This is a genomic window from Micromonospora sp. NPDC003944, assembly GCF_053605225.1.
In genome coordinates this window covers 1-17064 of sequence record NZ_JBSGIV010000101.1, presented here as the reverse complement: position 1 = coordinate 17064, position 17064 = coordinate 1, and the positions used below count along the sequence as shown (strand labels likewise).

Below are 17064 nucleotides of genomic sequence, written 5' to 3'. Positions count from 1 at the left end.
CGGCAGCTCTCCGGAGGCCATCTCGTGCAGGGTGACCGCGAGTGCGTACCACTCGGCGTGTTTGTCGTAGACCTGACGATTCGCGGCGCCGAGGAACGGGTCCAGATAGCGCGGAGTACCGGCGATGATCTCCTTGACCGAGACTCCAGCCAGGGAGAAGTCGAAGAGCACCAGCTGCCTGGTGCGGTTGGGCCGCACTCGGATGGCGATGTTGTCCGGTTTGATGTCGCGGTGGTAGACACCCTCGCCCTCCAGATAGTCGAGGGCACCAAAAAGGTAGTCGCTGTACGTCTCCAACTCGTCGACCGTGAGCCGACCGTCGTCACGCAGCTTCCGCGCCAGGGTGTGGTCGCCAGCGTGCTCAAGGACCACGACGGTGCGGTTGCCCAGTTGCAACGGCTCCGGCCGGGCCAGCCGGATCACCCGGGAGTCGGTGAGCGGGCCGAGGACGCGGGCCTCGTGGGCCAGCCGGGCACCCTTCTCGTCGGAGAGCCCGACCTTCAGGACTTCTTCCCGCCTGGTGCGCTCGTTGAAGCCAAGGAATGCCCGACAGGTCGAGCCGGTGCCGAGGCGGCGGACGATCTTCCACTCGCCGACTCGGTCGCCCCCGCGCGCCTCCAGCGGGTCAGGCTGCTCCGGCGCCGGCTCTTCCGGGTGCACAGAGCCTGGTGGCGGGCTGGTCAACTCGTCCTCGACGAGCTGGAGCATCTCGACGAAGTCGGCGACCGTGGTGAGCCGCTGGGCCGGAATTGGCGCGGTGGCGGCTTGGATCAACTCGTCGGCGAACTCGCTGATGCCGTCGGCAACAGCGGTGGCCCGCAGACCATTGTCCCGGGCCAGTCGGGCCAGCAGTTCGGGGCGCTTCGTGGCCGGTGGTTGACCGGTCAGGATCAGGTACGCCAGCGCGCCGAGGCCGAAGACATCCATCGCCACCGCATCCGGCGTCGGCGCGGTCAACTCCGGAGCGAGGTACGCCTCGGCGGACCGCTCGATGTGAGCGGTCGCGTGCGAGGAGAGGGTCACAGGCTGACCGCTGCTGCCACCAGTGCTGTCCGCTCCTCGGGTCGCTGCCTGCCAGTCACTGATCTGTAGTTGAGGTATCAGCCATGCTTCGTCATCGCTGCCACCACGCCGCGCCCGGCCGGGGTTGACCAGCACACTGCGGGCAGAGAGCGCACGGTGGTGCAGACGCCGACCATGGGCGTACGCCACCGTCTCGGCAAGCTGTCGGATCATCGCGAGTCGGCTCAGCGCATCCAGTCGGTCGCCGTACTGGGCGATGTAATGGTCGAGACGCACCGACCGAGGGTCGTACCGGAAGACCAGCGCAGGGCCGGCCTCGTGCGACTCCATCGCATCGACCTGCACGATGCCGGGGTGGTTGATGCCGTGCAGGGCAAGCATCTCGCGCTTGGCGGCACGCTCGATGCTGGCCCGTTCGGTCTGCACGGCGTTGCGCTCGACCAGGTAAATCCGCACCCGGCGACGTTCGCGCTCCAGATCGCGGTGCCGCGCCTGGTGGTCCTGCCAGGTAGGGCCGACGTCGAACGGGCGGGTCTCCAACTCCCACGCGCCGATCTGGTAGTGCCGGCGGCTACGAGCGATGCCCACGGCATCGAGAAGGTCCGGCAGCGCAGCCGACATCTCCTTGGTGACCCGCTGCCGTTCGTCCTGCGGCGGACGCTCCAGCAGCGAGGTGATCGCCGGCAGCAGCCCCGGTTCGTGACCCGGGGCCGGCTCCGGACCGAAGATGCCGTGCAGGTGATGCTCCGAAAGGTCCACCCGTAGACCGGGCTTGGATAGGAACACCGCCGCCTGCACGAACGGAATCCTGACCTGCTGACCCTTGCGCCGCGAGGCAGCCACCTGGAGCAACGACTTGAGTTTCTTCGCCTTGGCGTCGGCCAGATGCAGCGGGTTGTCGAAGGTGCGGGTGCCGTTCGGGCCCTGGAGGATCCAGTTGGAGCCGCTGGATCGCAGCCGGCCGTTCAGGCTCTTGATCTCGATGAGGTAGAGGCCGCCGGGCGCGGCAACCAACAGGTCAACCTCGTAGGGGTGCCCGGTCTGGGCGGTGAAGGTGAAGTTCGACCAGGCACGGTAGGGCTCACTGTCCGGCAGGAGCGCCTGGACGTGCGCCAGCGCTTCCCGCTCGTGCGCGAACTGCGACGGCGTGATCGTCGTCCACCGGCCCTCCTGCATTCCAGAGATCCTAGGGGCAAAGTGCCGAACCATCGGGGACCCACCTGCGCAATCAGAGCCGGGAGAGAATTCTTACCTTCTTGTTCGCGAATTCGACTTCGGTCAGAATGCCTGCGTCACGCAGCTCGCCGAGCTGACGGAGCTGCGCGATCGGGTCGACCGCGGTGGGTACGGGAGCGGGCGGTATCGTCGCCACCGGTGGCAGGCCCGCGTAGTGATGGGTATTCATTCGTGAACCCGCGAATGCAGCACGTTTGCTGTCAACTTGTCCCCGGCCAGCTGCGTCAGGGATGTTCGGTAACTCGGCGAGCCCACAGGCGCGTCAGTGCGGACCGCCTCCCAGGATGGACCCTGCCACGGGTCGTCCCGTCCACGCCCACATCTCCAGTGCGCTCCGGTCGACGAGCGTGATGTCGAGCTGCCGGGCCAGCTGGATGCCGTCGCCCGCGGTGAAGAAGCTGTTCGTGACGAGCATGCAGATCTCACCACCGTGGATGTCCCGGCAGGTGCCGGCGAAGCGCTGGATGGCGGCGCTGCCCACCCGGTTGCGAGGGCTCTGCCGCTTGCACTGCACCACGACGCGCCGGCCGTCCGGGGCGATCGCCAGGACGTCCGCTCCCCGGTCGCCGGGGCCGCCGCACACCGTCACACTCCGAAAGCCGGACGCGACGAGGATCCGGGCGAACCACTGCTCGAAATCCGGTCCGGTCATCGTGTCGGTCACCGCGACCAGCCTGTCCCGTTGGGCCTGCTCGACCCGCTCGCGGGCCCGCTGCTTGGACACGACGAGCACCAGCGCGGTCGCCACCGCGACGGCGGCGCTCACGACGAAGGCGGACCAGTAGGGATGCCGCTGCACGACCTCGACGACCATGCGCAGGAGGACGAAGCCGACGACGGCACCCAGCACCAGAACCCAGCCGTTTGCCGATCTGCCGCCACCGACCACACGGCGGACCGTCGACCTGCGCCGAACGCTGCCGGTGCGTCGTCTTCGGTAGTGCGCCCGAACCCGCGCGCCGCCCTTCCTGGTGTGTGACCTGACATACGGCACGAGGCACCTCCCGGTAGGGAGGCTCCATTGTGGCGGCAGCATCCAACAACCCGTGGTGTACGCCCGCCGACAGTCCACCCGCAGCTACGACGTCGCGGTGGACCTGTCGACCAATGCCTGCCGCAGCGTCGCGGACTGCTCCACCGACCCACCGCGCACCCCGAGACTCCGCCGGGCCGCCCGGTAGTACCCGTCGCGTGCCTCGTTGACCCGGGTCAGCATCTCCGCCACGTCCGGTGGTGCCTCGACGATTCCCCGGGCGAGCCGTTCGACCTGCCAGATCGCGTCCCGCCAGCCAGCTGCGGCGGCAACCGTCGGCTCGTCGCCGAGCAGCAGCAGGTTCTCCCAGACGATGGTGCGCCGCGCGTCCGCCTCGGCCAGCCGGGCCAGCCCCTCCTCGCGGTCGATGGGGTGGCTCCGTGACCCCGGTCGGTGGTCGGCTGTCAGTCGCAGCGCCACCGCGTGACTCTCCTTGAGAGCGTGCGCGTAGTCGACGTACGCGTCGAGCCGCCGCTCGTCCCAACGGACGCTCTGACTGCGCCGCCACCGGGCGCGGTCGGCGAGCGAGGTGGCGAGGATCGTGCCCAGGGTGCCCACCAGGACGCCGAGGAGCGCCGGAAGCTGCGTCAGAAGATCGCTCACGCGGTCGAGGCTGCCAGCCCCGGTCAACCCCCTCAGACTCCGCCACGCTTCATGATCGGCGGGTCGCCAGGATGGCGAGGGTCTCCCGGCGCACTTCGTCAACGTCAAAGACGAGGCGGCGGCGGGCGAAGCGCACAACCAGGATCCCGACGGCCGCCAGCAGGGCATCACGGCGCAGGTCAATCTCACGCTGGCCTGGGCTGCCATGGGTGGTGGTCCCGTCGAGTTCGATGTTGACCCGTTCCCGCTCGGCAAACATGTCGAGGTACACCACGCGCTGCCCGACGCGAACCGGCACCTGGCGACGGAACGCCGGCATCCCTGGCCCCGTGAAGACGTGCTCATGTCCCCAGATTTCCAACGGGCTACGGCAACCGTCGACAAGCGTCGTCAGCAGATGCCGGAACGCCGCCCGGTCGATCAGCTTGGGCACTCGCTCCAGGGCTGCCGACAGACGTTCGGGTGTGGTCAGCCAGTCGTTTACCGCTCGGATCACCGGCGCCCTCCGGTCGGCGGGCGGCAACGCCGGCCACGAATCGACGAGGGTCTGTTCGAGGCGGGTGACCGTCAGGCCGCGCCGCACCACCACCTGCGGTGGCTCGATGGTCAGGCCGCGGCGTCGATGCACGGTCACCCCGGGCCGGGTGCGAAGGCTCGCGCTCGCGGGCGCGCTCAAGTGCACGAGGTCACCCGCCACCTCAGGGCGCAACCCCCACACGGCGAGCGCGCTGAGATGACTGAGCGCGCCGTAGCCGTCGGCCCAGGCCAGGGCCGCCCGCTGGCTCATGGCAGGGTCGAGTCGGCTGAGAACGGGAGCGCCGGGTCGCGTACCGACGAGGTGCGCCGCCACGAACACCTCGGGCAGCACCCGTACCAACTCGCCGTTGCGGCAAGCCTGCTGAAGCGTCCACGACGGCACCACCTGCTCGGCCGCCCCGAGCGTCACCAGCCCTCCGCCAAGCTCCACGAGGTCCCGAAGCACCGAGTTCACGCACGAAACAGTGATGCGTTGACCCCGCCCGCCGCAATCGCACCGGACGGGCCTCTGTGGACAACCGCCGACATGTGCACGGCGTCCAGCCACGGGCCTAGGTGTGGTATGTCAGGTGATCGGTGGCAGCTCAGCGGGGCTGGCGTCGGCGTGTCGAGTCGCTCCACTGCCAACGATCAAGGGAAGACCTCAGCTCGGCACGTCGCGGTGGCGGAAGGCGGCCACGCCGACGGCGAGCAGGACCGCGGCCACCGCCGCAAGCACCACCAGGGGAAGCGCCGCCGGGTCGGCCGCGGGCACGGCCGGCACATGGGTGTACGGCGAGACGTCCAGCGCGGCCTGCGGCAGCTCCAGCACCGCGCCGAGTTGCCCGAGGAGCAGGAAGACCAGTAGCACCGTCCAGGACAGCACCACCGACAAGCGGGGCAGCAGCCCGAAGAGCGCGGTCACCACCCCGGCCACCACCAGCAGGGCGGGCAGGCGCAGCAGCGCGGCGCCGCCCAGCTCGACGGCCTGGCCGAGGGGGTCTCCACTGACGATGCCGTAGCCGAGGCCGGTGGTCACTCCGGCGAGCAGCAGCAGGGCGAGGGCGCCGAGCGTCGCGGCGAGCACCTGGGTGCCGAGCCAGCGGGTGCGGCTGACCGAGGTGGCGAGGGCGGCCTCCAGCACTCCGTCGGCTTCGTCACCGCGTACCCGGAGCAGGGCCTGCACGACGTACGCGCCGATGGTCAGGGCGAAGAGGGCGAGCATCGCGGCCAGGTACGCGTCGATCAGGTCGGCTCCGCCGCCCATCGCGTTGATGGCTTCGGCGGCGGCCGGGTTCGCGTCGATCATGTCGTTGAACTCGTCGGCGGCGACGCCCATGGAGAGGCCGAGCACGGCCACCCCGACCGCCCAGCCGAGCAGCGTGCCGCGCTGCATCCGCCAGGCCAGGCCGGCGGGGCTGAGCAGCCGTGGCGCGCCGGTGGCCGGGCCGCGTCGGGGGGCGATCAGCCCGGCGCCCTGGTCGCGTCGTTCGGCGAGGGCGTACGCCAGCGCCACCCCGGCGAGCAGCAGTGCGACGGGCAGGGCGAGCACCAACCAGCGTTCGCCGTCGAAGGCCCGCACCTGGTTGCCCCAGCCGAGCGGGGAGATCCAGGACGGCCAGGCGCTCCGGACGCGGGTCCCGTCGGCGCTCTGTTCACCGAGCACGTCGCCGGCGGCGCGCAGGACGAAGGAGAGCCCGACGGTGGCGGCGGCGAGCGCGTTGGCGCCGCGCGCGGTGACGGAGAGCTGGGCGGTGACCGCGGCGATAGCGGTGAAGGCGACCCCGACGCCGCCGATCGCGCCGGCTGCCGCGACGGAGCCGGCGAGCGGTAGGCCGGCGCCGAGCAGCGCGACCGTGAGCAGCGCGGCGGCCAGGGTGTTCGCCGCGACGATGACGAGCAGCGCGGCGGTGAGCGGCGCGTACCTGCCGACCACGTTGGCGCCGAGCAGTTCGGCCCGGCCGGTCTCTTCGTTCTGGCGGGTGTGCCGGGTCACCGCGAAGGTGCTCAGCAGGGCGACGATCAGGGCCAGCGTCACGTACGTCTCGGCGACCACCACGGCACCGAGGTCGGTGCCGTGGATGGGGCCGTTGAAGGCGCGGGCCACCAGGCTGGACGCGGAGGTGGTGGCGTAGCCCAGCCGGGTCTCCTGGTCCGGGTAGATGCCGGCGACGCTGCCGGCGAGGGCGTAGCCGAGCAGGGGCGTGCCGAGGACCCAGATCGCGAGGCGGATCCGGTCGCGGCGTAGCACGAGCCGGGCCAGCAGGGCGGTGCCGGTGAGGGCGCTCACCGGGCACCCGCGCCAGGAACACCGGCCGACCCGGCACGGACGGCAGGAGCATCGGCCGACGCCGGACCCGCGGCGGGGTCGTCACCGTAGTGGCGCAGGAAGAGCTGCTCCAGGGTGGGCGGCGTGCTGGTCAGCGCACGGACGCCGGAGCGGATGAGCTGCCCGAGCAGCTCGTCGAGGTGGGCGGGCTCGACCTCCAGGTGGGTACGGCCGTCGACCTCGTGCACGTCGTGCACGCCGGGCAGCGCGTCCAGGCCGGTGACCGGGCGGGCCGTCTCGACGGTCACCGCCGTGCGGGTGAGGTGGCGCAGCTCGGCGAGGGTGCCGGACTCGACGGTGCGGCCCTCACGGATGATGCTGACCCGGTCGCAGAGCGCTTCGACCTCGGCGAGCACGTGGCTGGAGAGCAGCACCGTGGCACCGGCCTGCTTGACCCGCCGGACCTCGTCCTGGAACACCGCCTCCATCAGGGGGTCGAGGCCGGAGGTCGGCTCGTCGAGTACGTACAGCTCCACCGCGCTGGCGAAGGCGGCGACGATGGCGACCTTCTGCCGGTTGCCCTTGGAGTACGTGCGGCAGCGGCGGGTCGGGTCCAGGTCGAAGCGGTGCAGCAGCTCGTCGCGGCGGTGTCGGTCGAGGCCGCCGCGTAGCCGACCGAGCAGGTCGATCGCTTCCCCACCGGTGAGGTTGGGCCAGAGGTTGACGTCGCCGGGCACGTACGCGAGTCGCCGGTGCAGGCGTACCGCGTCGCGCCACGGGTCGCCGCCGAGCACCTGGGCGTCACCGGAGTCACGGCGGAGCAGCCCGAGCAGGATGCGGATGGTGGTGGACTTTCCGGAGCCGTTGGGCCCGAGGAAGCCGTGCACCTCCCCCTGCTCGACGCGCAGGTCCAGCCCGTCGAGGGCCCGGACGGCTCCGAACGTCTTGACCAGGTTGTCGATCGAGATGACGGGCATCGCCCCTCCTGCGGTTGAATGCGTCGACAGTCACCACTGTACTGACCATCGGTCAGTCGAATCAATGGTGACCGTGCCCACTGGTCAGGACGTCGCTAGGCTGGCCGGCATGACCGCCGATCCCGCGGACGACACCCGCACCCGGATCCTGCGCGCCGCGCTCGACCTGTTCGCCGAACACGGCTACCAGCGCACCTCGCTGCGTCAGATCGGCGAGCGGCTGCGTGTCACCAAGACCGCGGTCCTCTACCACTTCCCGGCCAAGGAGCACCTGCTCGCCGCCCTGGTCGAGCCGTTGGTCGCGGACCTGGAGGCGCTGCTCGACGCGGCCCGGACGCAGCCCACCGAACGGGCCCGGTGGACGGTCGTGGAGGGCTGGGTGGACATCATGCTCGCCCACCGCCGCCCGCTCGGCATGCTCTTCCACGACATCGCGCTGATCGGCCGGGGCGACACGTACCACCGGCTCATGGAGGTCGCGATGCGGGCGAACGACCTCATCGCCGGGCCGAACGCGGGCCGACGCGAGCGGGTCTCCGCGGTGCAGGCGTTGGGCGCGTGCAGCGACCCGATCGTCTTCTTCACCGACGTGTCCGACGAGGTGCTGCGCGCCGACATGCTCGACGGCGTACGCCGACTGCTGGCCCCGCTGCCCACGGACCCTGCGGCCGCACCGCCGACGACCCTGCCGCCGGCGCACCAGACCCCGACCCCCGCGACCTCGACCCACCCGACCGCGACGGGCGCGGGCCCGCCGAGCGGGAGCCCGGCGACCCTACCGGGCGCGGCCAGCGGCGCGGGAGCAGCCGGCACGGGGGTGACCGGCACGGGGGCAGCCAGCGGCGTGGGGGTGGCGAGCCGGCGGCGACGGCCGGGACGGCCGCCCGCCTTGAGCCGGGAGCAGGTCGAGGCGGCCCGACGGATGCACGCGGCGGGCACCCACTCGGTGGACGCCATCGCCGCCGCGCTGGGGGTCTCGCGGGCCACCGTCTACCGGCACCTGACGGCACCATAACGAGACAGTTCTCATACTGTTTCGAGACAGTTGTGAGCCGGTGGGTCAGGCCGCCAGCGTGGCGTAGCGGCCGTTGCGGTCCAGCAGGCTGTCATGGGTGCCGGCCTCGACGATCCGACCGTGGTCGAGCACCGCGATCTGGTCGGCGTCGCGCACGGTGGAGAGCCGGTGCGCGATGGTGATCGTGGTGCGCCCCTGGGCGAGCACGTCGAAGGCCCGCTGTACGGCCCGTTCGGTCTCGGTGTCGAGTGCGCTTGTGGCCTCGTCGAGGACCAGGACGCGCGGGTCGCGCAGCAGCGTGCGGGCGATGGCGAGGCGCTGCTTCTCGCCGCCGGAGAACCGGTGGCCGCGCGAGCCGACCATGGTGTCGTACCCGTCGGGCAGGCCGGCGATGAGGTCGTGGATCTGGGCGGCGCGCGCGGCGTCCTCGATCTCGGCGTCGGTGGCCTCCGGCCGGGCGTAGCGCAGGTTCTCCCGGACGGTGGTGTGCAGCAGGTACGTCTCCTGGCTGACCACGCCGACGATCGCGGCCAGGTCGACCAGGCGCAGGTCACGCAGGTCGACACCGTCGACGGTGATCCGGCCGGCGCTCGGGTCGTGCAGCCGGCTGACCAGCCCGGCGAGCGTGCTCTTGCCGGAGCCGGTCTCGCCGACCAGGGCGAGGCTGGTGCCGGCGGGCACGTCGAGGGTGATCCCGGCGAGGGCCGCGGTGTCGCTGCCCGGGTAGCCGAAGGTGACGTCCTCCAGGCGCAGGTGACCACGGACCCGGGTGGGGTCGAGGTGGACCGGCTCGGCGGGGTCGGCCACGTCGACGGGGAGGTCCAGGTACTCGAAGATCCGGGCGAAGAGCGCCAGCGACGCGGTGAGGGAGACACCCACGTTGAGCAGCCCCATCAGCGGCCGGAACAGGCCGCCCTGCAGGGCGGTGAAGGCGACCAGGGTGCCGATGCTCAGGGTGCCGGCGGTGCCGGGCAGCCCAGCGGCGAGGTAGATGACCGCGGGTACGGCGGCGAAGATGATGCTCATCGAGGCCATCCGCCAGCGGCCGGCCAGCTCACTGCGCAGCTCCAGGTCGACCAGGCGGGCCGAGGAGGCGGTGAACCGCTCGATCAGCGCGGGGCCGGTGCCGAGGGTCTTGGCCAGTTGCACGCCGCTGATCGAGAGCCCCTCCTCGACGGTGACGTTGAGGTCGGCGAGTTCGCGTTGCCGCTGGGCGGTGATCTCGCGGCGCATCCGGGCGACCCGACGGGTCAGCCAGATGGCCGGCGGCAGCACCACGAGCGAGACGAGGGAGAGCTGCCAGGAGAGCGCGACCATGGCGACCGCCGTGGCGACGACGGTGGTGAGGTTTGCCGCGACGGCGGTGGCGGTGGAGGTGACCACCGACTGCATGCCGCCGATGTCGTTGGTGATCCGCGACTGCACCTCGCCGGTGCGGGTGCGGGTGAAGAAGCCCAGCGACTGGCGCTGGAGGTGGCTGAAGACGTCGGTGCGCAGCCGGTGCATGACCCGCTGGCCGACCTGGGTGGAGATCCAGGTCTGCACGACGCCCAGCGCGGAGGTCACCGCCGCGACGGCGACCATGCCGAGGACCAGCCAGACCAGCAGCGGCACGTCGCCCTGCGGCAGGGCCCGGTCGATCACGGCACGCAGCAGGAACGGACTGGCCATCGCGATGATCGAGGAGATCACGATGATCGCGGTGACGGCGGCCAGCGCGGGCCGGTGCGGGGTGAACAGGCGGCCGATGCGACGCAGCGACACCTGACGGGCCTGCGTCTTCTCTTCGGCGCTGAGGGTGCGGTGGCCGCGGTCGCGGCCCATCGGGGTGGGTTCCAAGGGGTACTGCCTCTCGTCGACAACATTGCTGAGGTTACCTCATCATGAGGGAGCAACCACATATCCTGCTACCGTATTCCGGTGACCGAGCACACCGTCGAGAACGCCGACGACGAGAGCCTGGCGGAGACGTTCTGGGCGGTGGCGTCCCGTCTGCGCCGGCAGACCAAGGACTCGCTGGTGCCCTGGGACGTCACGCCCAGCCAGTCCCGCGCCCTCGGCGTGCTCGCCCGGCACGGCGAGGTACGCCCCGGCACCCTCGCCGAGCACCTGCGCATCGCGCCCCGCTCGGCGACCGAGGTGGTCGACGACCTGCAGACCCGAGGGCTGGTCGAGCGCCGACCCGACCCGGCGGACCGGCGGGCGACGCTGGTCGCGCTCACCGAGGAGGGCCACCGCGTCAGCACCGCCATCCGGGCCGCGCGCCGAGCCGAGGCGGACCGCTTCTTCGGCCACCTCGACGACGCCGACCGCGCCGAACTGGCCCGCATCCTGCGCACCCTGCGTACCTGAGACCTGCGGGTTTGCCCGCCCCACGCCCGGGTAGCCAGCGGCCCCGTTTCACCGCGGGCCCCGCCACCACCAGTCGGGGAGACCTGACAGGAGGGGCCATGCCTGCCCTGGACCAGCACCGCCCCGGCTGATGTGCGGAATCAGCGGGGAGGCGCGATTCGACGGCCGGTCGCCCGACGCGGCGGCGGTGACCCGGATGACCGAGGCGATGCGCTCACGCGGCCCGGACGACGAGGGCCTGCTCGCCGACGGCTGGGTGACCCTCGGGCACCGCCGGCTGACCATCATCGACCTGTCCGACGCGGGTGGGCAACCGATGGTCCGCGACGACCTGGGCCTGGCCCTGGTCTTCAACGGCTGCATCTACAACTATCCGGAGCTGCGCGAGGAGCTGCGCCGTGCCGGGTACGACTTCCACTCCACAAGCGACACCGAGGTGATCCTGGTGGCGTACGCCCACTGGGGTGAACGGTTCGTCGACCACCTGGTCGGCATGTTCGCGATCGGGCTCGTCGACCGGGCCCGGCGGCGGCTGGTCCTGGCCCGCGACCGGCTCGGCATCAAACCGCTCTACCTCGCCGAGACGCCGGGGCGGCTCCGGTTCGCCTCCACCCTGCCCGCGCTGCTGGCCGCCGGCGACGTCGACACCGGCATCGACCCGGTGGCGCTGCACCACTACCTGTCCTGGCACTCCATCGTGCCCGCGCCGCGCACCGTGCTGCGCGGCGTGCGCAAGCTACCGCCGGCCACCCTGCGGGTGATCGAGGCGGACGGGCGCAGCCGCGAGGAGGTCTACTGGCGGCCCGACTACGTGCGGGAGCCCGCCGACGCGGAGATGGACGCCGCCGACTGGCGGGCCGCGATCGGGGACGCGCTGCGTGCCGCGGTACGCCGACGGCTGGTCGCCGACGTGCCGGTGGGGGTGCTGCTCTCCGGCGGGCTGGACTCCAGCCTCATCGTGGCGCTGCTCGCCGAGGCGGGCCAGCACCACCTGCGGACGTTCAGCATCGGCTTCGACAGCCGCGACGGCGAGTCCGGCGACGAGTTCCACTACTCCGACCTGGTGGCCCGGTCGTACGACACCGACCACCAGCGGATCCGGCTGGCCGACGACGACCTGGTGCCCGCCGTCCGGCAGGCCGTGCTGGCGATGACCGAGCCGATGGGCAGCCACGACGTGGTCGCCTTCCACCTGCTCTCCCAGCAGGTGGCACAGCATGTGAAGGTGGCGCAGTCGGGGCAGGGCGCGGACGAGGTGTTCGCCGGCTACGGCTACCACCAGCCGCTTGTCGAGGCGCCCCGGCACGGTGCCGCCGAGACGTTCGCCGCCGCGTTCTTCGACCGTGACCACGACGAGCTGCGCCGCATCGTCGGCCCGGCGTACGCGCTGGAGCACGACGCCAGCCGGGACCTGCTCGCCGGACACCTCGCCGCGCCCGGGGCGCAGACCGCGCTCGACGCCGTGCTGCGCCTGGACACCCACCTGATGCTCCCCGACGACCCGGTCAAGCGGGTCGACAGCATGAGCATGGCGTGGGGTCTGGAGGTGCGCACGCCCTTCCTCGACCAGGACCTGGTCACCCTGGCCGCGCACTGCCCACCGGAGCTCAAGGTCGCCCAGGGCGGCAAGGGCGTGCTCAAGGAGGTCGCCCGGGAGGTGCTGCCCGCCGAGGTGGTCGACCGGCCCAAGGGCTACTTCCCGGTGCCGGCGCTGCGCAACGTGGACGGCCCGGTGCGCGAGCTGGTCGCCGAGGCGTTGCAGGCGCCGGCCGCGCGTGAGCGAGGGCTGTTCCGCCCCGAGTACGTGGCACACCTGCTCGCCGAGCCGGACCGGGCGGAGGCGGCGGCCGGCAGCAACAAGCTGTGGCAGCTCGGCCTGCTGGAGTTGTGGCTGCAGACGCACGACATCCGCTGAAACGCGCCCGGTCAGACCGCCGCCGTGCGGGCGATCAGGTCGTCGACGACCGCGCGCAGGTCGCCGGCGTGCTCCAGCACCCGCCGCTGCCGGGTCGCGCCGGTGCCGTCGCGGCGCAGCCGGGCGAGCTGCGCCAAGACGTACCCGAGGTCGCCGTGGCGTAGCAGGGCCGGCGCGATCACCGCCATCAGCTCGTCGACGAGCGCCCAGGCGGGCCGGGCGCCACCGGCCCGCAGGTCGATCAGCTCACCGTCGAGTCCGTCGTGGGCGGCCCGCCAGTGCGCCGCCGCGACCAGACAGTCCCGGACGTTCGGGGCGGTCACCCCGGCGCGTACGTCGTCGGCGAGGGTCGCCACCAGGGACCGGACCAGCGCGGCGACGAGCACCGCGTCGTCCACCTCGGTGCACACGTCACCGACCCGCACCTCCACCGTCGGGTACGCCGACGACGGTCGGGCGTACCAGTAGACCATCGCCGCGTCGAGCATGATGCCGGCGGCGATCAGCTCGTCGACGGTGCGGTCGTAGTCGGCGGCGGAGTCGAAGTACGGCGTCGGTCCGATGCTCGGCCAGCGCTCCAACTGCATGGACCGCCAACTGGCGTGCCCGGTGTCGTACCCGTCGTGCAGCGGCGAGTTGGTGGTGATCGCCTGCACCACCGGCAGCCACACCCGCAGGTGGTTGCAGACCTGCACGGCCAGCTCCCGGTCGGGCAGTCCGACGTGCACGTGGCAGCCGCACACCGCCGGGTCGTGCGCCACCGGCCCGTACCGGCGGGACATGGCGTGGTAGCGCGGCTCGTCCGGGACCGTCCGGTGCGGCTCGGCCAGCGGGGTGGCGCCGACCGCCACCAGTCGGGCCCCGGCCGCCGTGGCGGCCTCGGCGGCGGAGCGACGCAGGGACACCAGGTGTGCGCGCAGTTCGGTGAGGTCCGCGCAGACCGGGGTGACCATCTCCACCATGCTGTGCCGGAACTCCTGGCGGCTCTGGTCCCGGGCAGGACCGCGCAGCGCGGCGAGCACCTGGTCGGCGACCGGCAGGTTCCGGCCGCTGGCCGGGTCGAGCAGCAGGTACTCCTCCTCCACCCCGAGCGTGAGGGTGGACAGGTCGGGCGCGGTGTCGACGGCGGTCGGACGGTACGCCATGGCCCCTCCCCATCCCCTGCTGCGGCGGTGCCTCGGGTTCCCGAGCGCCCCTGCGGCAAACGCCCGTTCAGGGCGCCGCGAGGGCCGTCGCGCGCGCGGTGAGAAAGGCCCGTTCGGCCGCGTTGTCGGTCAGAGCGACGGCCGTCCGGTACGCCTCGACTGCCTCTGGCCGCCGGCCGAGCCGGGCCAGCAGGTCGGCCCGGACCACGTGGTGGACGTGGAAGGCGCCCAGGTCGTCGAGGCGATCCACCTCGGTCAGCGCCACCGCCGCACCGGACACCTCGGCGAGCGCCACGGCCCGGTTGAGCGCCACCACCGGGCTGGGGGCGACCACCGTGAGCTGGTCGTACAGCGCAAGGATCTGCGGCCAGTCGGTGTCGGCGGCGCGCCGCGCGACGCTGTGCACGGCGGCGATCGCGGCCTGGATCTGGTACGGGCCGGGCCGGTCGCGGCGCAGGCAGCGGCGCACCAGCGCCTGCCCCTCGGTGATCAGCTCGGCGTCCCAGCGGCCTCGGTCCTGTTCCGGCAACGGCACGAGGGCGCCGTCGGCGGTGGTCCGCGCGGCGCGACGGGACTCGGTGAGCAGCATCAGCGCGAGCAGGCCGACGGCCTCCGGCTCGTCCGGCATCAGCTCCACCAGCAGGCGGGTCAACCGGATCGCCTCGACGCACAGCTCGCTGCGGACCAGGTGCGGGCCGGCGCTTGCCGTGTACCCCTCGTTGAAGATCAGGTAGAGCACCGCGAGGACGCCGTGCAGCCGGTCGGGCAGGTCGGCGTCACGGGGCACCCGGTACGGGATTCCCGCGTTGCGGATCTTCGACTTGGCGCGGACCAGGCGCTGCGCCATCGTCGGCTCCGGCACCAGGAAGGCTCGGGAGATCTCGGCGGTGCTCAGGCCGCCGAGCAGCCGCAGGGTGAGGGCGACCCGGGCGGCCGGGGCGAGCGCCGGATGGCAGCAGGTGAAGATCAGCCGGAGCCGGTCGTCGCGCACCGGTCCCTCCTCGACGGGTTCGGCGGCGGCGAACAGCAGGGCCGCCTGGGCCTGCCGCTCGGGCCGGGACGCCTCGCGGCGCAGCCGGTCGATGGCCTGGTGGCGGGCGGTGGTGATGATCCAACCGGCCGGACTGGGCGGCGGGCCGGTGGTCGGCCACCGGGCCACCGCAACGGCGAAGGCGTCCTGGACGGCCTCCTCGGCAAGCTCGATGTCGCCGAGGAGGCGGACCAGGACGGCGACCGCCCGGCCGTACTCCGCGCGGAACACCGCCTCCACGTCGGACACGGTCAGTCGCCGGCCCCGCCCTGGAAGGGGCGCACCTCGATCGGGAGCGTGGTCGCCACCGCGTAACGGCGACCCCAGTCCAGGGCGGCGTCCAGGTCCGGCACGTCGATGATCGTGATGCCGCCCAGGTACTCCTTGCCCTCGACGAACGGCCCGTCGGTGATCAGCACCTCGCCGTCACGGGCGCGCAGCACGGTGGCGGTCTCCGGCCCGTGCAGGCCCTGCCCGAAGACCCACGACCCGGTGGACGCCAACTCGTCGCGCAGCTCGCCGAGCTGGCGCATCACTCCGGCCAGGAACTCCGGCTCCGGCGGCAGCTCACCCTGTGGTTGGTGGAGGCTGAGCAGGTACAACGTCATGGTTCCTCCTCGCGCGCGGCCGGTCTCGCACCGACCTCTCATCCTCCATACGATCGGCCACCGCCCCGATCGACAGGTCGGCACGATGTTTCGCGGCGGCCGATCCGGCGCCCCCAGCGCGGCCACCCACCGCAGCCGTCGCGGTCGACGCCGGTTGTCATGCATGCGACGGTTGTGGGTAGACCCCGGTGTGGTCGACGGCTTGCGGGTGGTCGTGGTGGGTGCCGGTTTCTCCGGTCTCGCGGCCGCGCTGGCGCTGGACCGTGCCGGCGCCCAGGTGCGGGTGCTGGAGGCCCGCGACCGGGTGGGCGGTCGGGTGCTGACCCGGTGGCTGCCCGAGCTCACGCAGCTCGACCTGGGTGCGCAGTGGGTCGGCCCGACCCAGGACCGGATGTACGAGTTGCTCGCCGAGCACGGGCTGGCCACCTTCGCCTCGGCGTCGGCCGGCGCGCCCACGCTGCTCTGGGCCGGTCAGCGCCGCGCCGAGCCGCCGGCGCAGGTCGGCCGGATCCTCGGCCTGCTCGACGAGTACGCCGCACGGCTGGACCCGGCCGCGCCCTGGACCGCGCCGGAGGCCGCGCGGTGGGACCGGACGACCCTCGGCGGGTGGCTCGCCACCACGGCCGGAGACGACGACACCGCCGACTACCTGGGGAGGCTGCTCGCCGGTGGGCTGCTCGCCACCGGCGCGGACGAGCTGTCCCTGTTGCACCTGCTGTTCTACCTGCGCAGCGCCGGCGGGACCGGTCCGCTGTTGGGGATGGCCGGCGGGGCGCAGCAGGACCGCATCGTCGGCGGGCCGTCGGCGCTGGCCGAGCGGATGGCCACCGCCCTGCCACCGGGCGCGCTGACGCTTGCCGCGCCGGTGCGGGCCATCGAACAGAGCGTCGACGGCGCGAGCGCGTGGACCGACACCGGGCGCGTCGACGGTGACGCCGTGGTGGTCGCGCTGGCCCCGGCACTGGCCGGCCGGATCCGGTACGACCCGCCGCTGCCCCCGTTACGGGACGGGCTGACCCAACGGATGCCGATGGGTTCGGCGCTGAAGGTGCATGCCGTCTACCCGGAGCCGTTCTGGCGTGCCGACGGGAGTTCCGGGGTGTCCACAAGCAACGCCGGTCCGCTCACCGAGACCGTCGACAACTCCACCCCGACCTCGCCGCTCGGGGTGCTGACCGGGTTCAGCTACTCCACCGACGCGGCCACGCTGCGCGGCATGTCCCCCGCGCGACGTCGGCGATGCCTGCTGGAGGCGTTCGCCGGCGTGGTCGGGCCGCGCGCCGAAGACCCGGTGGACCTCATCGAGTACGACTGGTCGGCCCAGGAGTGGACCCGGGGCTGC

At 72.3% G+C, this 17064-nt stretch carries 15 protein-coding genes; 4 read left to right on the top strand and 11 right to left on the bottom strand.

The window, feature by feature from the left end:
• From ACWER9_RS30175 to ACWER9_RS30145, 7 genes are all read right to left on the bottom strand, one after another.
• On the bottom strand, window positions 1-2199 hold a 2199-nt coding region (locus ACWER9_RS30175), incomplete at its 3' end, for a protein kinase domain-containing protein (protein WP_452305035.1).
• Between the two features lie 52 nt (window positions 2200-2251).
• Window positions 2252-2428 (bottom strand): SHOCT domain-containing protein, encoded by a 177-nt coding sequence (locus ACWER9_RS30170; protein WP_452305034.1) that lies wholly within the window; start codon window positions 2426-2428, stop codon window positions 2252-2254.
• A 93-nt stretch (window positions 2429-2521) separates the two neighbouring features.
• On the bottom strand, window positions 2522-3109 hold the full coding sequence (locus ACWER9_RS30165) for a restriction endonuclease (RefSeq protein WP_452305033.1): 588 nt from the start codon (window positions 3107-3109) through the stop codon (window positions 2522-2524).
• A 228-nt stretch (window positions 3110-3337) separates the two neighbouring features.
• Entirely contained in the window at window positions 3338-3895 is a 558-nt protein-coding gene (locus ACWER9_RS30160) for a hypothetical protein (RefSeq protein ID WP_452305032.1), read from the bottom strand.
• A 49-nt stretch (window positions 3896-3944) separates the two neighbouring features.
• The gene (locus ACWER9_RS30155; protein WP_452305031.1) at window positions 3945-4841 is read right to left on the bottom strand and encodes an endonuclease domain-containing protein; all 897 of its coding nucleotides are present in this window, start codon (window positions 4839-4841) and stop codon (window positions 3945-3947) included.
• Window positions 4842-5075: 234 nt separating this feature from the next.
• Window positions 5076-6701, bottom strand: a complete 1626-nt coding sequence (locus ACWER9_RS30150; RefSeq protein ID WP_452305030.1) for an ABC transporter permease — start codon at window positions 6699-6701, stop codon at window positions 5076-5078.
• A complete protein-coding gene (locus tag ACWER9_RS30145) occupies window positions 6698-7657 on the bottom strand; it encodes an ABC transporter ATP-binding protein (protein WP_452305029.1) in 960 nt (319 codons plus the stop codon). The genes ACWER9_RS30150 and ACWER9_RS30145 overlap by 4 nt, the downstream gene beginning before the upstream one ends.
• A gap of 109 nt (window positions 7658-7766) precedes the next feature.
• Here ACWER9_RS30145 and ACWER9_RS30140 point away from each other — a divergent pair, with 109 nt between their 5' ends.
• The gene (locus ACWER9_RS30140; protein ID WP_452305028.1) at window positions 7767-8672 is read left to right on the top strand and encodes a TetR family transcriptional regulator; all 906 of its coding nucleotides are present in this window, start codon (window positions 7767-7769) and stop codon (window positions 8670-8672) included.
• A 45-nt stretch (window positions 8673-8717) separates the two neighbouring features.
• Here the strand turns inward: ACWER9_RS30140 and ACWER9_RS30135 are convergent, their stop codons facing one another.
• Window positions 8718-10496 carry an ABC transporter ATP-binding protein gene (locus tag ACWER9_RS30135; RefSeq protein ID WP_452305027.1) on the bottom strand — a complete coding sequence of 593 codons (1779 nt, stop codon included), beginning with the start codon at window positions 10494-10496 and terminating at the stop codon, window positions 8718-8720.
• A 96-nt stretch (window positions 10497-10592) separates the two neighbouring features.
• Between ACWER9_RS30135 and ACWER9_RS30130 the strand changes: the two genes are divergently transcribed.
• Both ACWER9_RS30130 and ACWER9_RS30125 read left to right on the top strand, forming a co-directional pair.
• The gene (locus ACWER9_RS30130) at window positions 10593-11024 is read left to right on the top strand and encodes a MarR family winged helix-turn-helix transcriptional regulator (protein ID WP_452305026.1); all 432 of its coding nucleotides are present in this window, start codon (window positions 10593-10595) and stop codon (window positions 11022-11024) included.
• A gap of 130 nt (window positions 11025-11154) precedes the next feature.
• Complete coding sequence (locus tag ACWER9_RS30125) at window positions 11155-12939, top strand: N-acetylglutaminylglutamine amidotransferase (protein ID WP_452305025.1); 1785 nt, start codon at window positions 11155-11157, stop codon at window positions 12937-12939.
• A gap of 11 nt (window positions 12940-12950) precedes the next feature.
• Here ACWER9_RS30125 and ACWER9_RS30120 read toward each other — a convergent pair whose 3' ends face one another.
• The 3 genes from ACWER9_RS30120 to ACWER9_RS30110 form a co-directional block, all read right to left on the bottom strand.
• Window positions 12951-14084, bottom strand: coding sequence for a carboxylate-amine ligase (locus ACWER9_RS30120; protein ID WP_452305024.1), 1134 nt, complete (start codon window positions 14082-14084; stop codon window positions 12951-12953).
• Window positions 14085-14151: 67 nt separating this feature from the next.
• Window positions 14152-15363, bottom strand: coding sequence for an RNA polymerase sigma factor (locus ACWER9_RS30115; protein WP_452305023.1), 1212 nt, complete (start codon window positions 15361-15363; stop codon window positions 14152-14154).
• A 2-nt stretch (window positions 15364-15365) separates the two neighbouring features.
• The gene (locus tag ACWER9_RS30110; RefSeq protein ID WP_452305022.1) at window positions 15366-15722 is read right to left on the bottom strand and encodes a YciI family protein; all 357 of its coding nucleotides are present in this window, start codon (window positions 15720-15722) and stop codon (window positions 15366-15368) included.
• 163 nt (window positions 15723-15885) lie between these two features.
• Here ACWER9_RS30110 and ACWER9_RS30105 point away from each other — a divergent pair.
• The coding region (locus tag ACWER9_RS30105; RefSeq protein WP_452305021.1) for a flavin monoamine oxidase family protein at window positions 15886-17064 on the top strand (1179 nt) is incomplete at its 3' end.